15 protein-coding genes and 1 pseudogene are annotated in these 15620 nt (G+C 63.8%); 7 read left to right on the top strand and 9 right to left on the bottom strand.

Annotated features, from left to right (window positions below; all coding sequences use genetic code 11):
• Positions 1-10 precede the first annotated feature (10 nt).
• The 7 genes from J6524_RS15870 to J6524_RS15840 form a co-directional block, all read right to left on the bottom strand.
• On the bottom strand, positions 11-226 hold the full coding sequence (locus J6524_RS15870; protein WP_225672073.1) for a hypothetical protein: 216 nt from the start codon (positions 224-226) through the stop codon (positions 11-13).
• A gap of 34 nt (positions 227-260) precedes the next feature.
• Positions 261-1049 (bottom strand): molecular chaperone TorD family protein, encoded by a 789-nt coding sequence (locus J6524_RS15865; protein WP_225672071.1) that lies wholly within the window; start codon positions 1047-1049, stop codon positions 261-263.
• 128 nt (positions 1050-1177) lie between these two features.
• Positions 1178-1873 (bottom strand): DUF3306 domain-containing protein, encoded by a 696-nt coding sequence (locus J6524_RS15860; protein WP_225672069.1) that lies wholly within the window; start codon positions 1871-1873, stop codon positions 1178-1180.
• Complete coding sequence (locus J6524_RS15855; protein ID WP_225672067.1) at positions 1870-2382, bottom strand: DUF3305 domain-containing protein; 513 nt, start codon at positions 2380-2382, stop codon at positions 1870-1872. The genes J6524_RS15860 and J6524_RS15855 overlap by 4 nt, the downstream gene beginning before the upstream one ends.
• Positions 2383-2404: 22 nt before the next feature.
• A complete protein-coding gene (locus J6524_RS15850; RefSeq protein WP_225672065.1) occupies positions 2405-3427 on the bottom strand; it encodes a DUF6352 family protein in 1023 nt (340 codons plus the stop codon).
• On the bottom strand, positions 3424-3999 hold the full coding sequence (locus tag J6524_RS15845) for a DUF6505 family protein (protein WP_225672063.1): 576 nt from the start codon (positions 3997-3999) through the stop codon (positions 3424-3426). Before J6524_RS15845 ends, J6524_RS15850 begins: the two co-directional genes overlap by 4 nt.
• 7 nt (positions 4000-4006) lie before the next feature.
• Positions 4007-4756, bottom strand: coding sequence for a biotin/lipoate--protein ligase family protein (locus tag J6524_RS15840; protein ID WP_225672061.1), 750 nt, complete (start codon positions 4754-4756; stop codon positions 4007-4009).
• A 167-nt stretch (positions 4757-4923) separates the two neighbouring features.
• Here J6524_RS15840 and J6524_RS15835 point away from each other — a divergent pair, with 167 nt between their 5' ends.
• Positions 4924-6960: a 4Fe-4S binding protein gene (locus tag J6524_RS15835; protein WP_225672059.1), complete on the top strand. Its 2037-nt coding sequence runs from the start codon at positions 4924-4926 to the stop codon at positions 6958-6960.
• Positions 6950-7819: pseudogene (locus J6524_RS15830) on the top strand (Mrp/NBP35 family ATP-binding protein); the annotation flags it as partial. The gene J6524_RS15835 and the pseudogene J6524_RS15830, both read left to right, overlap by 11 nt.
• 6 nt (positions 7820-7825) lie before the next feature.
• Here the strand turns inward: J6524_RS15830 and J6524_RS15825 are convergent.
• Together J6524_RS15825 and J6524_RS15820 are read right to left on the bottom strand one after the other, a co-directional pair.
• Entirely contained in the window at positions 7826-8851 is a 1026-nt protein-coding gene (locus J6524_RS15825) for a histone deacetylase family protein (RefSeq protein ID WP_225672057.1), read from the bottom strand.
• 42 nt (positions 8852-8893) lie between these two features.
• The gene (locus J6524_RS15820; RefSeq protein WP_225672055.1) at positions 8894-9586 is read right to left on the bottom strand and encodes a GntR family transcriptional regulator; all 693 of its coding nucleotides are present in this window, start codon (positions 9584-9586) and stop codon (positions 8894-8896) included.
• A gap of 127 nt (positions 9587-9713) precedes the next feature.
• Here J6524_RS15820 and J6524_RS15815 point away from each other — a divergent pair, with 127 nt between their 5' ends.
• The 5 genes from J6524_RS15815 to J6524_RS15795 all read left to right on the top strand — a co-directional run bounded on the left by J6524_RS15815 (position 9714) and on the right by J6524_RS15795 (position 15606).
• Positions 9714-10502, top strand: a complete 789-nt coding sequence (locus tag J6524_RS15815; protein ID WP_225672054.1) for a class II aldolase/adducin family protein — start codon at positions 9714-9716, stop codon at positions 10500-10502.
• 60 nt (positions 10503-10562) lie between these two features.
• Complete coding sequence (locus J6524_RS15810; protein ID WP_225672052.1) at positions 10563-12116, top strand: ABC transporter substrate-binding protein; 1554 nt, start codon at positions 10563-10565, stop codon at positions 12114-12116.
• Positions 12117-12188: 72 nt separating this feature from the next.
• The gene (locus J6524_RS15805; RefSeq protein ID WP_225672050.1) at positions 12189-13160 is read left to right on the top strand and encodes an ABC transporter permease; all 972 of its coding nucleotides are present in this window, start codon (positions 12189-12191) and stop codon (positions 13158-13160) included.
• Positions 13157-14002 carry an ABC transporter permease gene (locus J6524_RS15800; RefSeq protein ID WP_225672048.1) on the top strand — a complete coding sequence of 282 codons (846 nt, stop codon included), beginning with the start codon at positions 13157-13159 and terminating at the stop codon, positions 14000-14002. The genes J6524_RS15805 and J6524_RS15800 overlap by 4 nt, the downstream gene beginning before the upstream one ends.
• The gene (locus J6524_RS15795; protein ID WP_225672046.1) at positions 13999-15606 is read left to right on the top strand and encodes an ABC transporter ATP-binding protein; all 1608 of its coding nucleotides are present in this window, start codon (positions 13999-14001) and stop codon (positions 15604-15606) included. The genes J6524_RS15800 and J6524_RS15795 overlap by 4 nt, the downstream gene beginning before the upstream one ends.
• Positions 15607-15620: the final 14 nt, after the last annotated feature.

The raw sequence follows: 15620 nt of genomic DNA, 5'->3' as shown, positions 1-15620 counted from the left end.
CGTGGTCCCATCAATAGCGGTTGACGCGATAGAAATTCTTGACGTGATCGGTTTCCTTGTAGCGCGCCTTAACGCGCTCGGCCTGCGACTCGTCCGCGGCCGCCTCGCTGCCCGCAAGCGGGACAACGGCAGCCGCTGCGACCGCCGAACCGCCCATCAGAAACAGGCTGCGCCGATCCACCCCTGCGCCCCGTGACTTGCCCTTACTCTCGGATGGCTTGCTCATTACGGTCTCTCCTGTTCACGTTGCCTCATCACTGTCACTCGGACAGCGTGAAGGCCTCGGATTCCAATTCCATGAAGACACGGCCGACTCGGCCGACGGCGCGGTAGAAGCGCGCCGATTGCGACATTTCGAGATCGGCGAACATCCGCGCCGCCCACGACTTGAGATGACGCTCAAAAAAGCGCGCCTGCTCAGCGAACTCGGCCTCGAAGTCGCCGCGCGCCAGGCCCGCCATGACTTCGAGCAGGATAGCGATGTGATCTTCCGGCTCGCGCGAAGTGCCGGCGCGTTCAATCCCGAGTGCGCGCAGATCCTCGCGCACCCGCGCCAGCGGACGTTCGTGCAGAAAACCGGTCAGATAATAGGAAGCATAGGGAAGCAGTTCGCCGCGGCCGAGCCCGATGAAGAGATCGAAGAACTCCTTGCTTACGGCACGATCATCGGTCGCTGCTGCCGCGGAAGCGAGTTCGACATGGGCCATGCCGAGATCGGATGCATCGCCCTTCAGCGTGGCAACCCGCTTGAGTGTATCGGCGTCAGGCGCCTTGCCGAGCAGCAACGACAACAGGCCGTACTCGGCGGCGCGGAACTGATCAATCTCGTCGATTTCAGGCTTCGATATCACTTCATCCTCGGATGCCCCGTAGAGATCAGGCCGAAGGACGAATCGTCTCACCTGCGTCAGCGCCTCGACGGCGAGAACGCGTTCCGCCGGAATGCGCGACCACGCCGAAACCGACGGCTGAGCAATGCCCAGTCCCCGCGCCAGCGACCCGACGCCACCTGCTGCCTTGATAGCTAGTTCCAGTCCGGCATCACGCATGGTGCTACCGATTTCTCCCCGCCCATTTGCGCCACCCGTGTCCCCGGGCAAACAAACTTGGAACTGGAATTATTCCAATTAAGAAATCTGTACCATAGGCTTCAGCTATGTCCGCAAAAAACTTTTGTCTAAACAATCGGTTTCGCGGTGCCATGACGTCGCAGTGGTTGCTGCGGCGCAACACTCTTTGCTGGTTCGGATTCACACACGGGTAAGGTTCCATCGGCCGCATTTTCGACCTTCGAAGCGCTTTCTGGCTCCACCGCTTCTTCAGCCCGCCTCACAGGCTGCATCGGAAGTTCCGCTTGTGACTCCGACGGCCCTTCGCGCTCGTGTGGCAAAGAATCGGCCACGTCATTTTCGGGATTTGCATCAGATTTTAGGTTTTCAGCGGCACGTTCGCCCATGATCTGCGACACCAGCCGCGCCACATCGACGCCCGCACCGAGCTCGCCGCCGCCGGGGACCCCGCCCGGCGCGTTCCAGTCATAGGCATATTCAAGCGCAGGGCTGACGTAATTGCGAATCGCGGGATCCAGCGCCCAGGATTGTCGCAAAGCCGCGTTTCGCAGATGTTCAGGCACGCCTTTGCGCAGAAAGGCAGTGATATCGGTGCCAGCAGTCAATTCCTCGAGCTTCGGCAAGCTTGAAAGATCGAACTCCGGCGCGGCGTCTTCACCTGGCGTTGCGGGTAAGCGGGACGATTCGACGCTTTCAGTCGCTGACGTGGCCGGTTTCGCTTCCGGCTGCTTTGCCTCCAGCTTGCGCTGCGACCATCGCGCCAGAAAGCCTTTATCCCGATCGGCTTCGTCCGGACCGCTCATGGACGTCCAGCTCCCTCATCCGATCGGCCGCCCGGCACGCGAGGCCGATCGGTGCTCGCGCGATCCCGCTTGCGCTTGTGAAACACGCGCTCGACATGGAAACGATCGACAAAGGCCGCAACCCATGACGCGATCTCGGCCGGCATCGGCACGGTGCCGATCACCTCGCAGCCGCTTTCGAACAGCGCCTCCCCTTCGGTCGGATCGGCGGTGACCTTCGTCAGCTCCAGCTCGGCGCCGCCGTCCGGACGACGCAGCGCGACCCAGATGCGCGGCGCGCCGTCGGCAAGGTTGTCGCGATAATTCGCGGTGTCCGAGCTGAACAGATCAATGCTCGCGGAGCCCGCATAATAGGTCGTTGCTTCGGCCTCGCTGGACAGCACCGTCCACGGCGCAGTGGCGGGCACCTCCTCTAGGACCATCGCCGGCGACCACAACTGGTCGATCCAGGGATTGTCGATCGCACGGCGCCGCACCACCACGCCGACTTCGCGGGATGCCTCCGTCATTGATCATCCTCCCTTCGGTGGATCATGTGACATTCGCGGCCGCCGCAAGCGGCAGGCCGGCGACCAGATTTTGCGGCTTCAATCTCACCACCTTGTCGGCGCCCATGGCCAGGATGAGGTAGACCGGCTTGTCCCCGACCCGCTCGTCCACCAATCGCGTATCTTCGAAGGTCAAGCGCATCAGGGCGACAATGCGTTCGGCAACGCTGTTTTCCAGCCGCTCGCCCCGCCACAGCGCATTGCCGATCCGCGTCGCCTCGCTATCGAGACCGACGAACCAGCGCCAATCGCGGTCCTCGATCGCGGCGATGCTTTCGATGTTGACCGTGAGGCCGAGCAGATGAGCGATCCAACGCTCGATGACCCGACACAGCCCGGCGCGCGCCTTGGCGTTGCCGCCGATATTCATGACCATGGCATGCGCATCCGACCGCGACCAATAGGTCCAGGCGTTTTCGTCATCCATGACGTCCATCTCGCCGAACGACTTCGGCTGCTGCAGCATGGCCGTCAGCGGTGATGAATGCAGGTCATGCTGGGCATGCTGCTCCGCTTCGATAACCTCGGCATCGGCCAGCAGCAACGTGCCTTCGTGAATGGCGGCGAGTTGGCTCCGATAGAACAGCTCCGCCGCGCGCAATATATAAGGGTCGTCGCAGCCTTCGAGCGCATTGCGCAGAATCAAATGACATAACTGCGACAGGAAGATCGGCGGCAGATCGCCGGCGCCTTTGCGGGCGAGCGCAACGTAGACCGCCTCCAGCGACGGCGCCGCCATCAGCCGGTCGCGAAAATTCATCATGAACGACCAGTTCTCGCGCGCATCGGCGTCCGCAAGCCGTGCGATCTCGGCGCTTGAGACCGGGCGCAGCGGATCGGCCATCAGGCTCGCATGCAACTGGCGCTCGTCCTCGCAGGCATCCGCCGGCGGCATCAATTCGGGACGCGCCAGATAGGCCATGATGAGTTCGGGCGTCGCGACGAGGCCGCCGTGATCGGCGCGGCGCGTGAGGTGATGGCCCGAAGCGACCCAGAATTCTCTCATGTACGATCCGTCATCTTGCCGTCGGTCCTGATCAGCCCGCGAAGATCGACCTCTTCGCCAGGTTCATCATCGCCTTCCACTTCATGAAAGGTAAAGGCGCGGGCATGGCCGTGCAACCGGTCGCCATCTGTGGCACCCGGACGCGGCTTCAGGGTGCGGAAGCGCTCGCGGATTTCGCCGTTTTCGACGCTGCGCTGAACGGCGAGCAGCGTCTGCGGCGGGTGTTCGCACAGCGAAGCCGCGAATGCGATCTCCTCTTCGGCCGCATGGCGTGCGGCCTCCATATCTGGCGCCCCGAATTTCTCCATCAATTGCTCGGCAAGCCGCGCGATCATCGCCTGCCGTTCCGCGTCCGTCGCTTCGGTGACGATGGCGAGCGTCGACCACCCGAGACTGTCGATGCCGAGAAAGCCCGAACGCAGCGCCACGCGCTGCTTCGGGCCGAGCGTCGCCGGATCCCGGTTCCAAAAAACGAACGCACCGGAAACCGCCCATTCGCCGGGTTCCGCCGCGCGTTCGAAGACGAACGTATCCGACGGGTCAAGCCTGATGGTGCGCGGATACTTCAGCATGTCCGCCTCATCCGAATTTCGGACCGCGCGCCTGCGCATCATACCAACTGGCGTTTGCCAGCGCATCCAGGAGACTGCTCCGTTCCGGCGCGCCGGCTGACAGACTGACCACAAGATCGCCGTTGACGTCGATGCCGCGGCGCTCGCCGGCTTTTTTCTTGGGAAGCCGCTCCAGATAGTCCCGCGCGATCGCATCGAAGCCGCGCTCCTTCCAGCGATCGAACGCCGTCATCAGGTGTCGGCTAAAACTTTCGATGATCGCGTCGGTATCGAGTATCTCGAAACCTTCGCTCAATAGCGATACGCCCGAGGCCGCCTGCACTTCCGGAACATGCGCCATCGCCGCGGCGCGCAGGATCACGCCGAAAACGAGCCAGGCCGGCACCTCGTCTTCGGCGCAATCCTTCGGCCAGGCGAGCCGCCCGCCGCCGAGCAATCCGGCGTCGAACCTGACGGCGTCGGGCCAGTCGAACGTGACCTCCCGCTCCGGCGGACAATGGGCGGCAATCGCATCCGCCAGCGCATTCATCCCGGCAAAGAACGCCCTGCGCGCGGACGTCAGCGGCTCGTCCGGTTCGAGCACCACCGCGAACTCGACTAGGTCGTAACGTCGCACCCATACCAGCGTCCCCGCCCCCGCCTCCGCTGCGATCTCGCAAGCATGGGCAAAGGCGTCGCCGAGCTCGCGCAACGCGACCAAAGTATAACCGGGCGGCAGATCAAGTTTCTGTTCGGTATCCCCTGGACGAGCGATCACGAAGAACTATTTCCTCATTGCTTCACGGCGGCTCAATGTATGCTATCCCGCACAGGCTGGCGGCGCGAGCGACCTTCTGCCTTGCAGATATCCGCCCGAGCGGTTACCGCAGAATTATGGGATGAGGCAACCACCCGTTTGATGCACCGGGTTCAAGGTATTTCGATATGAGTGCGGCGACGTCTCGCCTCCTGATTTGCAGTTGCGAGAAGACCATGCCGCTCGATGCGGAAGCGATCGGTCGCGGCTGTACCGCAAAGCTCACGCAAGCGAACCAGCTTTGCGGACTCGACCTTGACCGCTTCAAGGAGGCGCTTGCCGAAGGCGTCCCGATCACGGTCGCCTGCACGCAGGAAGCGCCGCTGTTTCGGGAAGTCGCGGAGACTTCGCCGCAAGCCGAGCTCACCTTCGTCAACATCCGCGAGACCGGCGGCTGGTCGAAGGATGCCGCAGCGGCCGGCCCCAAAGCCGCTGCGCTGATCGCCGCAGCGCGGGAAGAGATGCCCCCGCTCTCACTGGTGACACTGGAGAGCTCTGGCGTTGCGCTGATCTATGGCCGCGACGAAGTTGCCATCGAGGCGGCGCAACGGTTGGCCGATCGTCTCGATATCACCGTGCTTCTGACTAAGCCCGGCGACGTGACGCCGCGCCGCACGAACGAGTTTCCCGTGCTCAAGGGCACGATCCGAAATGCCCGCGGACATCTCGGTGCGTTCGAACTTGCGATCGACGAATACGCGCTGCCTTCGCCTTCGTCGCGCAGTAAACTCGTGTTTGGGCCTTCGCGCGATGGCGCAAAGTCCACCTGCGATCTGATCCTCGATCTCTCGGGCGGCACACCGTTGTTTCCTGCGCATGAATTGCGGCCCGGTTATGTGCGCGCCGATCCGCGCGACAGGGCTGCCGTCGAGCGCGCGATTGCGGATGCAGGCAGTCTCGTCGGCACCTTCGACAAGCCGCGCTTTGTCAATTTCGAGGCCTCGCTCTGCGCGCATTCGCGATCTTCCATCACCGGCTGCACGCGCTGTCTCGATTTGTGCCCGACCGGCGCCATCACACCAAGCGGCAATGCGGTCGCGATCGATGCCAATGTCTGCGCCGGCTGCGGCTCCTGCGCGTCCGTTTGTCCGACCGGCGCGGCGTCCTACGCGCTGCCGAGCGTGGATGCACTGATGCGCCGGCTCCGGACGCTATTGCAGACCTACCGCAAGGCCGGCGGCAGCGACGCCGTCGTTCTGTTTCACGATGGCGAGCACGGCGAAGAAATCATCGATGCGCTCGCGCGCTTCGGTGAGGGCTTGCCGGCCAACGTATTGCCACTGCGCGTCAACGAAGTGACGCAGGTCGGACCGGAGATCATTGCGTCCGTTTTCGCCTATGGCGGCAGCGGCGTCGCGCTGCTGACACGCGCCAAGCCGCGTCACGAAGTGACAGCGCTTCGCCGCGCGGTCGAAACGTCGAATCAAATCGTCTCGGCGCTCGGCTTTGGCGCAGGCCTGATCCGGATCATCGAGACCGACGACCCGGACCAGCTGCGCGCCATGCTGGATGCCGCGCCGCGCGGGGTCGCAACGCAAAAGCCGGCCGGCTTCGTGCCGCGCGGAGCCAAGCGCGGCGTGCTGGAGACGACGTTCCGCGAGCTTCACCTCGCCGCCCCCATGCCTGTTGATGTGATCCCACTGGCGCCGGGTGCGCCCTTCGGCACCGTGAACTTGAATGTCGAGGGATGCACGCTGTGCCATGCCTGCGTGACCGCCTGCCCGAGCGGTGCGCTGTCGGACAACCCCGATCGCGCGATGCTGCGCTTTACTGAAAGCCTCTGCGTGCAGTGCGGACTTTGCGAAGCTACCTGCCCCGAGAAGGTGATCACCATCGAGCCGCGCCTCGACTTCCAGGCCTGGAATACGCCGCAGCGCGTCCTGAAAGAGGAAGAGCCGTTCAATTGCATCGCCTGCGGCAAGCCGTTCGGCACCAAGAGCTCGATCGACCGCGTGCTGGCAAAACTCGGCGAAAAGCACTGGATGTTCCAGGGCGCCAATGCAAGGCGTCTCGACGTCATCAAGATGTGCGCCGATTGCCGTGTCGAGGCGGTGGTGAACGAGAGTTTCGATCCGCACGCCGCGCCGCAACGTCCTCCCGTCATGTCGACGGAAGACTATTTGCGCGCGCGCAACGAAAAGAAGGACGACCCGCTTGGATCGTGAGCCGTCCGTGTCCGCTACCCCTCCAGGTCTCCAGGCCCGCGCGACGTCAAAAGCCGCCGGCATTCCCGGCGTCAAGCACATCATCGCGATTGCCTCCGGCAAGGGTGGCGTCGGCAAATCCACCACCTCCTGCAATCTCGCGCTCGGCTTCGCGTCACTCGGACTGAAGACCGGCATTCTCGATGCCGACATCTACGGGCCGTCGCTGCCAAGATTGTTCGGACTACGCGGCAAGCCGCGGCAACTGGCGCCGCGCATGCTGGAGCCGATGGAACGCTTCGGCGTCAAGGTGATGTCGATCGGCTTTCTGGTCGAGGAAGACAGCGCCATGATCTGGCGCGGCGCCATGGTGATCTCGGCGATCACGCAGATGCTTCGCGAAGTCGCATGGGGCGACCTCGACATTCTCGTCGTCGACCTGCCGCCCGGCACTGGTGACGCCCAACTCACCATGGCCCAACAGGTGCCTTTGGCCGGCGCGATCATCGTCTCGACGCCGCAGGACATCGCGCTGATCGACGCCCGGCGCGGGATTGCGATGTTTCAGAAGGTGAGCATTCCGATTTTGGGCGTGATCGAAAACATGTCGAGCTTCTGCTGCCCGACCTGCAATCACGTCACGCCGATCTTCGGCCACGGCGGCGCGCGGCACGAGGCGGAGCGCCGCGGCGTTCCCTATCTCGGCGAAATTCCGCTGGACCTGCAGATCCGGAAAACCTCCGACGATGGCCGCCCGATCGTCGCGATGGAGCCTGATGGCATCCACGCCAAGCGCTACGTCGGCATCGCCCGCGAGATCTGGACCGCTATTGTCACCGGCGCGGCGCACCGGCCGCCGCCGCGCATCGTCATCGAGTAGTATCTGCTAACGCGCCTCTTCGAACCCGCCAAGCACAGCGGTCAGATTGGCGCCGAGGATATCCGAGAGATAGCCACCCTCCTGCACGAAGACGGTCGGAAGGCCAAGCCGCGCGATGGCCGCTCCGATGCGCCGGAATCCGGCCGTCGTCACTGCAAGCCCGGCGAGCGGATCGTGCTCCGAAGCATCAAGGCCGAGCGCCACCACCAGCGCGCCGGGCGCGAACGCGCGGATGGTTTTCTGGGCGTCGCCGATCGCCTTGATGTAGTCGTCATCCCCCGTGCCCTTGGCCAAGGGAATGTTGAGATTGGCGCCAAGGCCGGGGCCTGCGCCACGCTCATGCGCATATCCCCAGACGAAGGGATAAAAGAAAACGGGATCGGCGTGGATCGACACCGTGAGAACGTCCGGCCGTTCGTAGAAGATGCCCTGCGTGCCGTTGCCATGGTGCACGTCGACATCGAGGATGGCCACGCGCTCATGCTTCAGCCGCAGGTGGGCGGCTGCCACCGCGCTGTTGTTGAAGAAACAGAAGCCACCCGACATGTCGGCATAGGCATGATGGCCCGGCGGCCGGCACAGCGCATAGACAGCGTCTTCGCCGTCCATGACGAGTTGCGCCGCCGTCGTGGCGACATCGGTGGCGGCGCAGGCGGCGGCGTAAGTGCCCTTGCTGATCGGAGCCGCCGTATCGGCCGCGTGCCAGCCGAGGCGGCCGACGATATGGGTTGGATACGTTGCGCCGTAGCGAACGGGGTGGATGTTGGCGATCATCTCCGAACCGGAATCGCCAAGTGCGACCCAGGCGTCCCAAGCTTCCTCCATGAAACGAAGATATTCGGCGCTGTGCACCCGCGCCCGCGGCCCCTGCCCGAACATCGTAGGCTCGACGAGGGCGTGCTTGCCGGCCTTTAGCCCTGCCAGCAAACGATCGGCGCGCTCAGGCTGTTCGGTGGTGCGCTTGACCACGCCGCGCACCAGGAAGAATTGCGGATCGTGGCTGCGATGCAGTTCGGTGTAGACGGCCTTCACACGGTTACTCCGTTGGTTGGAATGAGAATCCCGCTCGGCGGTTCAGCGGTAGTGCCGGCCAGCGGCGCAAGCTCGCGCCAGCTTGCCGACTTCGCGCCAGGCGTGACCGATGTGGTAATCGACATGCGCGGTAATGCGCTCGGGATGGCCTGTTTCGATTGCCGCGAGCAGCGGCTCGTGCGTGCGCGCGATCTCATGCGGGTCATCATAGAGGCGGCCGATCAGGCCGATGACCATGCGCAGCTCTGCGGCGAGATCATCGAACAGCCGCAGCAGCCGGCGGTTATCGGCAATTTCAAAAATCAGCCGGTGAAAGCGATAGTCCTCTTCCACCTGGCGGGCGGGATCGTCGAGATCGGCGGTCCTGTGCAGAACATCGATCTGCCGCCGCAACATATCTCGTGACTCCGGCGTGAGACGTCGCGCCGCCAGCACGCTGGCGTGCCGCTCGATGCACAGACGCAAATCATAGATCTCGTCGATGTTTCTGATTTCGAGCTTGCGGACGAAAAACCCGCGTCGCGGGCTCGCGACCAGCAGCCCCTGCTTCTCCAGCAGACGCGCCGCCTCGCGCACCGGCGCACGGCTGACGCCTAGCTCGCGGGCAATCCCTGCCTCCACGACCTTGGAACCAGGGGGCAGCCGCCCCTGAACAATGGCCTGCATCAGGATGCGCGCGATCTGGCCAACCAAATCGCTATCCGCAATGGCCGGTAATCCAACCGGAAGAGACATAGGCCGCATCGGCTAAACCCGCGCCAGTCCGTGCATATTATTTAATCGTCGATTGTCGACAGTTTAATCTTGCCCAAGTGCTGCACCGCACGCAAGCTGAAAAAGTCGAAATTGAGTGAAGGCGGAAATGACAAGCGCAGCGCACACCACCGCAAAGGCATGGCCGGCGCCGGACGACAAGACACTCCAGTTCCGGATCGACCTCGCCGCGGCCTACCGGCTGATCCACCGGCTCGGTCTCGATGACAGCATCTACACCCACATCTCCGTTCGCCTCCCCGGCCGGCAGGACCGCTTTCTCATCAATCCCTACGGCCTCCGTTTCGAGGAGGTGACAGCGTCCAACCTGGTGACAGTCGACCTCGACGGCAACGTCATTGATGATCCCCTGGGGCTCGGCATCAATCCGGCTGGTTTTACGATCCACAGTGCAATCCACGCCGCGCGGCATGATGCGATCTGCGTCCTGCACACGCACACCGTCGCGGGCATCGCCGTCTCCTGCCAGAAGCAGGGCCTGCTGCCGCTCAATCAATGGTCGCTGCAGTTCACCGGCTGCCTTGCCTATCACGACTACGAAGGCATCGCGCTTGATCTCGATGAGCGCGAGCGCCTGGTCGCCGATCTCGGCGAGAAGTTTGTAATGGTGCTGCGCAATCACGGCATGCTGACCTGCGGGAGATCGGTCGCCGAAGCGTTCAAGCTGATGCACAATCTCGAACGCTCCTGCCGCGCGCAGCTCGCCATCCAATCATCCGGCGCCGAGATCATCGAGCTGTCTGACGCGGTGGCCCGCAAAACGGCCGGCCAGTACGCGACCTTCTACGATGCGATCGAGCTCAACGGCGTGCCCGACAGCGAATGGGCCGCCTTCAAGCGGATGCTCGAGCGGACCGATCCCGACTTTGCGAAGTGACAAGCGCGCCTTCGACGTCTGAGAGCGCCGAAACTCCTTTTTTCTTAAACGAGGTATGCCATGTCCAAGCGTAAGATCTTGATGAGCCTCGCGACCCTATGTGTCCTGAGCACCGCGGCCGCGGCGGAGGGACCGAAGGCCGGCGGCGTCATCAACGCCGTGATCCAGCCGGAGCCGCCGAGCCTGATGGTCGGTCTGGTCCAGAACGGTCCGACGCAGATGGTGGCGGGCAATATCTATGAGGGCCTCTTGCGTTACAGCCCCAAGCTCGATCCCCTGCCCGGCCTCGCCGAAAGCTGGTCAGTCAGCGAGGACGGCAAGGTCTACACTTTCAAGCTTGTGAAGGGCGCGACGTGGCACGACGGCAAGCCGTTCACCTCGGCCGACGTGCTGTTCTCGATCGAGTTCCTGAAGCAGACCCATGCGCGCGCCCGCGGCAATCTCGTGCAGCTCGACAAGGTAGAAGCGCCGGATGAATCCACAGTCGTCTTCACGCTGAAGCAGCCGTTTGGCCCGTTCATCGGCATCTTCGAGGTCGGCTCGCTGCCGATGATCCCGAAGCACATCTATGAAGGCACCGATTTCAAGACCAACCCGGCCAACAACACGCCCATCGGCACCGGCCCCTTCATGTTCAAGGAGTGGCAAAAGGGCTCGTTCATCCGCCTCGTCAAGAATCCGAGCTACCACGTCAAGGGCAAGCCCAATATCGACGAGATCTACTGGCATGTGATTCCCGATGCTGCGGCGCGTTCGGTCGCCTACGAGACCGGCAAGGTCGACGTGCTGCCGGGCGGCTCGGTGGAAAATTTCGACGTGCCGCGGCTCAGCAAGCTCAAGAACACCTGCGTCACCGGCGCGGGCTGGGAGTTCTTCAGCCCGCATTCCTGGCTCTGGCTCAACAACCGCGCAGGTCCCACGGCGAACAAGAAATTTCGTCAGGCGTTGATGTTTGCGATCGATCGTAACATGGCAAAGGACGTGGTCTGGAACGGCCTCGGCAAGGTCGCCACCGGCCCGTCGGGCTCGGCCATTAAATATTACACGAGCGCGGTGCCCAAATACGATTACGACCCGGCCAAGGCGAAGGCCCTGCTCAAGGAAGCCGGCTATAAGGGCGAGAAGGTGCGCATGCTGCCGCTTCCTTATGGCGAGACGTGGCAGCGCTGGGCCGAGATGGTTCGCCAGAACCTGCAGGATGTCGGCATCAACGTCGATATGATCGCGACCGACGTGCCCGGCTGGAATCAGAAGGTCTCCGAGTGGGATTACGACATCGCCTTCACATATCTCTATCAGTATGGCGATCCCGCGCTCGGCGTCGGCCGCAACTACGTCTCCAGCCAGATCGCCAAGGGTTCTCCGTTCAACAACGTCGAAGGCTATTCGAATCCTGAGATCGACAAGCTGTTCGCTGACGGCGCAGTCGCCTTCCCGGACTCAGCGCGTGAGGAGATCTATGCCAAGGCGCAGAAGATCCTGGTCGAGGACGTGCCTGTCGCGTGGATGCTCGAGCTGCAGTTCCCGACCATCACCCGCTGCAGGGTCAAGAACCTCGTCACGACCGGCATCGGGGTGAATGACGGTTTCCGCGACGCCTGGATCGAGAAGTAATCGCAGCTCGTCGGGCGTCGGGCCTTAAGGCCTGACGCCCGGACACCGCGCCTCCAACGCAAGCGACAGCCCATGATTTCCTTCATCGCGCAGCGGATCGCGAAAGCCGTCATCGTCCTTCTCGCGCTCGTCGTCATGAACTTCTTCCTGATCCGGATGGCGCCGGGCGATCCGGCGCTGGTGATGGCAGGCGAAGCCGGCGCCGGCGATCAGCTGTTTGTCGCGCAGCTCCGCGAAAAATTCGGCCTCGACAAGCCGCTGCCCGTGCAACTGTTCCTCTATGTCAAAGGCATCGTCAGCCTTGACCTCGGATTTTCATTTCGCCAGCAGATGCCGGTCGCGAAGCTCATCCTCGATCGCCTTCCGGCGACGCTGCTGCTGACGGGGACCGCATTTGCGATCTCGTTCGCCTTCGGCGTTCTGTTTGGCGCGTTGGCGGCGCGCTTTGCCGGCACCTGGGCCGATACCGCGATTACCGTCGCGGCGCTCATCTTTTACGCCACGCCGCTGTTCTGGGTCGCGCTGATGGCGATCCTTCTGTTTTCGGTCACGATGGATTGGCTGCCGAGCTTCGGCTACGAGACGGTCGGCGCGGGCTACACGGGCCTCGCACATGTGCTCGACGTCGCCGCGCATCTCATCCTGCCGGCAACGACGATCGGCCTGTTCTTCATGGCCACCTACGCCCGCATGACGCGCGCCTCGATGCTCGAGGTTGTCAGGCTCGACTTCGTCAAGACCGCGCGTGCCAAGGGCCTCTCGGATGCCATCATCCAGCGGCGCCACGTGCTACGGAATGCCCTGCTGCCGGTCGTTACCCTGGCCGGCCTGCAAGCCGGCACGCTGGTCGGCGGCGCCGTGCTGACCGAGACCGTGTTCGCATGGCCGGGCATCGGCCGCCTGATATACGAGGCGCTGCTGCAGCGCGACTACAATCTGCTGCTCGGCGTCTTCGTGGTCTGCTCGGCGATGGTCCTGGCCTTCAACCTGATCACGGATCTCGTCTACCGCTCCGTCGATCCCCGCATCGAGTTCGCCACATGAAGCAGGTCTGGCGAATGCTGGTGCGCAATCCCAGCGGCATGATCGGCCTTGCGATCCTCACCATTGCCGTCGCGGTCGCGGTGTTTGGTCCACTGCTGTTTCCGACCTCCCCCTGGCGCATGGTGCAGCGGCCATTCCTGCCGCCGCTCACGATGCCGGGTCTTCCGCTCGGCACCGATGCGCTCGGCCGCGACGTCATGGCGGGCATCATCTACGGCGCCCGCGTTTCGCTGCTGGTCGGGCTGATCTCGACGCTGGCATCGCTGGCCATCGGCATCCCACTCGGCGCGGTGGCGGGATATTTCGGCGGCAAGATCGACGACGCCCTGATGCGTTTCACCGAATTCTTCCAGACCGTCCCGAGCTTTGCGCTTGCCATCGTTCTGGTCGCGATCATGCAGCCCTCCATCGTGTCGATGGTGGCGGCGATTGCCGTCGTCAGCTGGCCGCCGGTGGCGCGGCTGGTCCGCGGCGAAGTGCTGTCGCTGCGCACGCGCGAATACGTCCAGGCGGCGGTGGTGACCGGCCAGACCAATTGGTGGATCATCTGGCGCGAAATCCTGCCCAACGCGCTCTCGCCCGTCATCGTGCTGGCCTCGCTGATGGTCGCGACCGCGATCCTGCTCGAATCCTCGCTCTCCTTCCTCGGCCTCGGCGATCCCAACCTGATGTCCTGGGGCTATATGGTCGGCGCCGGCCGCACGGTGATCCGTCAGGCCTGGTGGATCACCGTCTTTCCCGGCATCGCCATTCTGCTCTCGGTGCTGGCGCTGAACCTGATCGGCGAAGGCCTCAACGACGCGCTCAACCCTCGCCTCGCCAAGGGAGGACGCCGAGCATGACCGTCGTCGTCAAGAACCTGAAGCTTGCGCTGCCGCCCGGCGGCGACCGCGCGCATGCCGTGGATGGCGTGTCGTTCGAACTATCAGCCGGCAAGATCCTCTGCGTGGTCGGTGAATCCGGCTCCGGCAAGTCGATGTGCGCCCATGCGCTGATGGGACTGCTCCCCGACACGGTGACGGCGGAATCCGGAGAGATCCTGTTCGAGGGCAAGAACCTCTTGTCACTCAGCCCGGCGGAATGGCTGGCGCTCCGCGGCCGCGGCATCGCGATGGTGTTTCAGGAGCCGATGACGGCGCTCAATCCGTTGATGCGGATCGGCGAGCAGATCGCCGAGATGTTCGAGGCGCACGGTCTGCTGACGCCGAAGGAGCGCCAGCGGAAAGCTCTTGCGTTGATCCGCGAGGTCGGCCTGCCCGATCCCGAACGCGCGGTGCGCGCCTATCCGCATCAACTCTCCGGCGGCCAGCGCCAGCGCGCCATGATCGCCATGGCGCTGGCGCTCGAACCCACCGTGCTGGTGGCGGATGAACCGACGACCGCGCTCGATGTCACGACGCAGGCGCAGATACTCAAGCTGATCCGCGACCTGCAGCGCCGGCGCAACATGGCCGTCATGTTTATCACCCATGATTTCGGCGTCGTCGCCGAGATTGCGGATCGCGTGGTCGTGCTTCAGCACGGCAAGGTGGTCGAGCAAGGCACCGCGGATGACGTGCTGTTGCGCCCTCAACATCCCTATACGCGCGCGCTGCTTGCCGCCGTTCCCACCCTGCAGCCGCCGCCGCGGACGCCGCTCAACGATCGCAGCAAGGCGGTGGAAGTGATCGGCCTCGGCAAAACCTATGTCAGCGGCGGCGGATGGTTTCGGGCCGAGCGTCGCGTGCAGGCGGCAAAGGACGTCAGCTTCGACATCTTCCGCGGCGAGACGCTCGGCCTGGTCGGCGAATCCGGCTCCGGAAAATCCTCGGTCGCGCGGCTCGTGATGCGCCTGATCGAGCCCGACGCCGGCACCGTCCGCATGGGGGGCGTCGATCTCACAAGGATCGGCGGCAAGACGTTACGCGAGCAGCGTCGCCGCATCCAGATGGTGTTTCAGGACCCGTTCGCTTCCCTCAACCCGCGCCGCAAGGTCGGCAACATCATCACCGACGGGCCGATCGCGCATGGCGTCGATCCGGCGGCGGCACGAAAGCGCGCCGGCGAGCTGCTCAGCCTCGTCGGCCTCAATGCGAGCGCGATGGAGCGCTTCCCGCATGAATTCTCTGGCGGCCAGCGGCAGCGCATCGGGATAGCGCGGGCGCTGGCGCTCGATCCGGAAATCCTGGTCGCCGACGAAGCGGTCTCCGCGCTCGACGTGTCCGTGCAGGCGCAGGTTCTGGATTTGCTGGAGGATCTGAAGGCTCGGCTCGGCCTGTCGATGCTGTTCATCACCCACGATCTTAGGGTCGCTGCGCAGATTTGCGACCGCATCGCCGTGATGCAACACGGCGCGATTGTCGAGCTCAAATCCGCTTCGCTCCTGTTCGCGGCCCCCGAGCATGCCTACACGCGCGAGCTGCTTTCCGCCGTCCCCGGCCGGACGTCATCGTCCAAGGCGGCATGAGCGGGACCTGCGAC

This window comes from Bradyrhizobium hereditatis (genome assembly GCF_020329435.1).
In the GTDB taxonomy this organism is placed as follows: domain Bacteria; phylum Pseudomonadota; class Alphaproteobacteria; order Rhizobiales; family Xanthobacteraceae; genus Bradyrhizobium; species Bradyrhizobium hereditatis.
The sequence above is the reverse complement of the archived record's forward strand: the minus strand, read 5'-3'. Positions and strand labels throughout refer to the sequence as shown.

Coding starts and splice junctions, on each gene's coding strand:
- J6524_RS15815 (WP_225672054.1), top strand. CDS start 9,714: ATGACAAGCGCAGCGCACACCACCGCAAAGGCATGGCCGGCGCCGGAC.
- J6524_RS15865 (WP_225672071.1), bottom strand. CDS start 1,049: ATGCGTGATGCCGGACTGGAACTAGCTATCAAGGCAGCAGGTGGCGTC.
- J6524_RS15855 (WP_225672067.1), bottom strand. CDS start 2,382: ATGACGGAGGCATCCCGCGAAGTCGGCGTGGTGGTGCGGCGCCGTGCG.
- J6524_RS15845 (WP_225672063.1), bottom strand. CDS start 3,999: ATGCTGAAGTATCCGCGCACCATCAGGCTTGACCCGTCGGATACGTTC.
- J6524_RS15800 (WP_225672048.1), top strand. CDS start 13,157: ATGAAGCAGGTCTGGCGAATGCTGGTGCGCAATCCCAGCGGCATGATC.
- J6524_RS15805 (WP_225672050.1), top strand. CDS start 12,189: ATGATTTCCTTCATCGCGCAGCGGATCGCGAAAGCCGTCATCGTCCTT.
- J6524_RS15870 (WP_225672073.1), bottom strand. CDS start 226: ATGAGCAAGCCATCCGAGAGTAAGGGCAAGTCACGGGGCGCAGGGGTG.
- J6524_RS15795 (WP_225672046.1), top strand. CDS start 13,999: ATGACCGTCGTCGTCAAGAACCTGAAGCTTGCGCTGCCGCCCGGCGGC.
- J6524_RS15820 (WP_225672055.1), bottom strand. CDS start 9,586: ATGTCTCTTCCGGTTGGATTACCGGCCATTGCGGATAGCGATTTGGTT.
- J6524_RS15860 (WP_225672069.1), bottom strand. CDS start 1,873: ATGAGCGGTCCGGACGAAGCCGATCGGGATAAAGGCTTTCTGGCGCGA.
- J6524_RS15835 (WP_225672059.1), top strand. CDS start 4,924: ATGAGTGCGGCGACGTCTCGCCTCCTGATTTGCAGTTGCGAGAAGACC.
- J6524_RS15850 (WP_225672065.1), bottom strand. CDS start 3,427: ATGAGAGAATTCTGGGTCGCTTCGGGCCATCACCTCACGCGCCGCGCC.
- J6524_RS15810 (WP_225672052.1), top strand. CDS start 10,563: ATGTCCAAGCGTAAGATCTTGATGAGCCTCGCGACCCTATGTGTCCTG.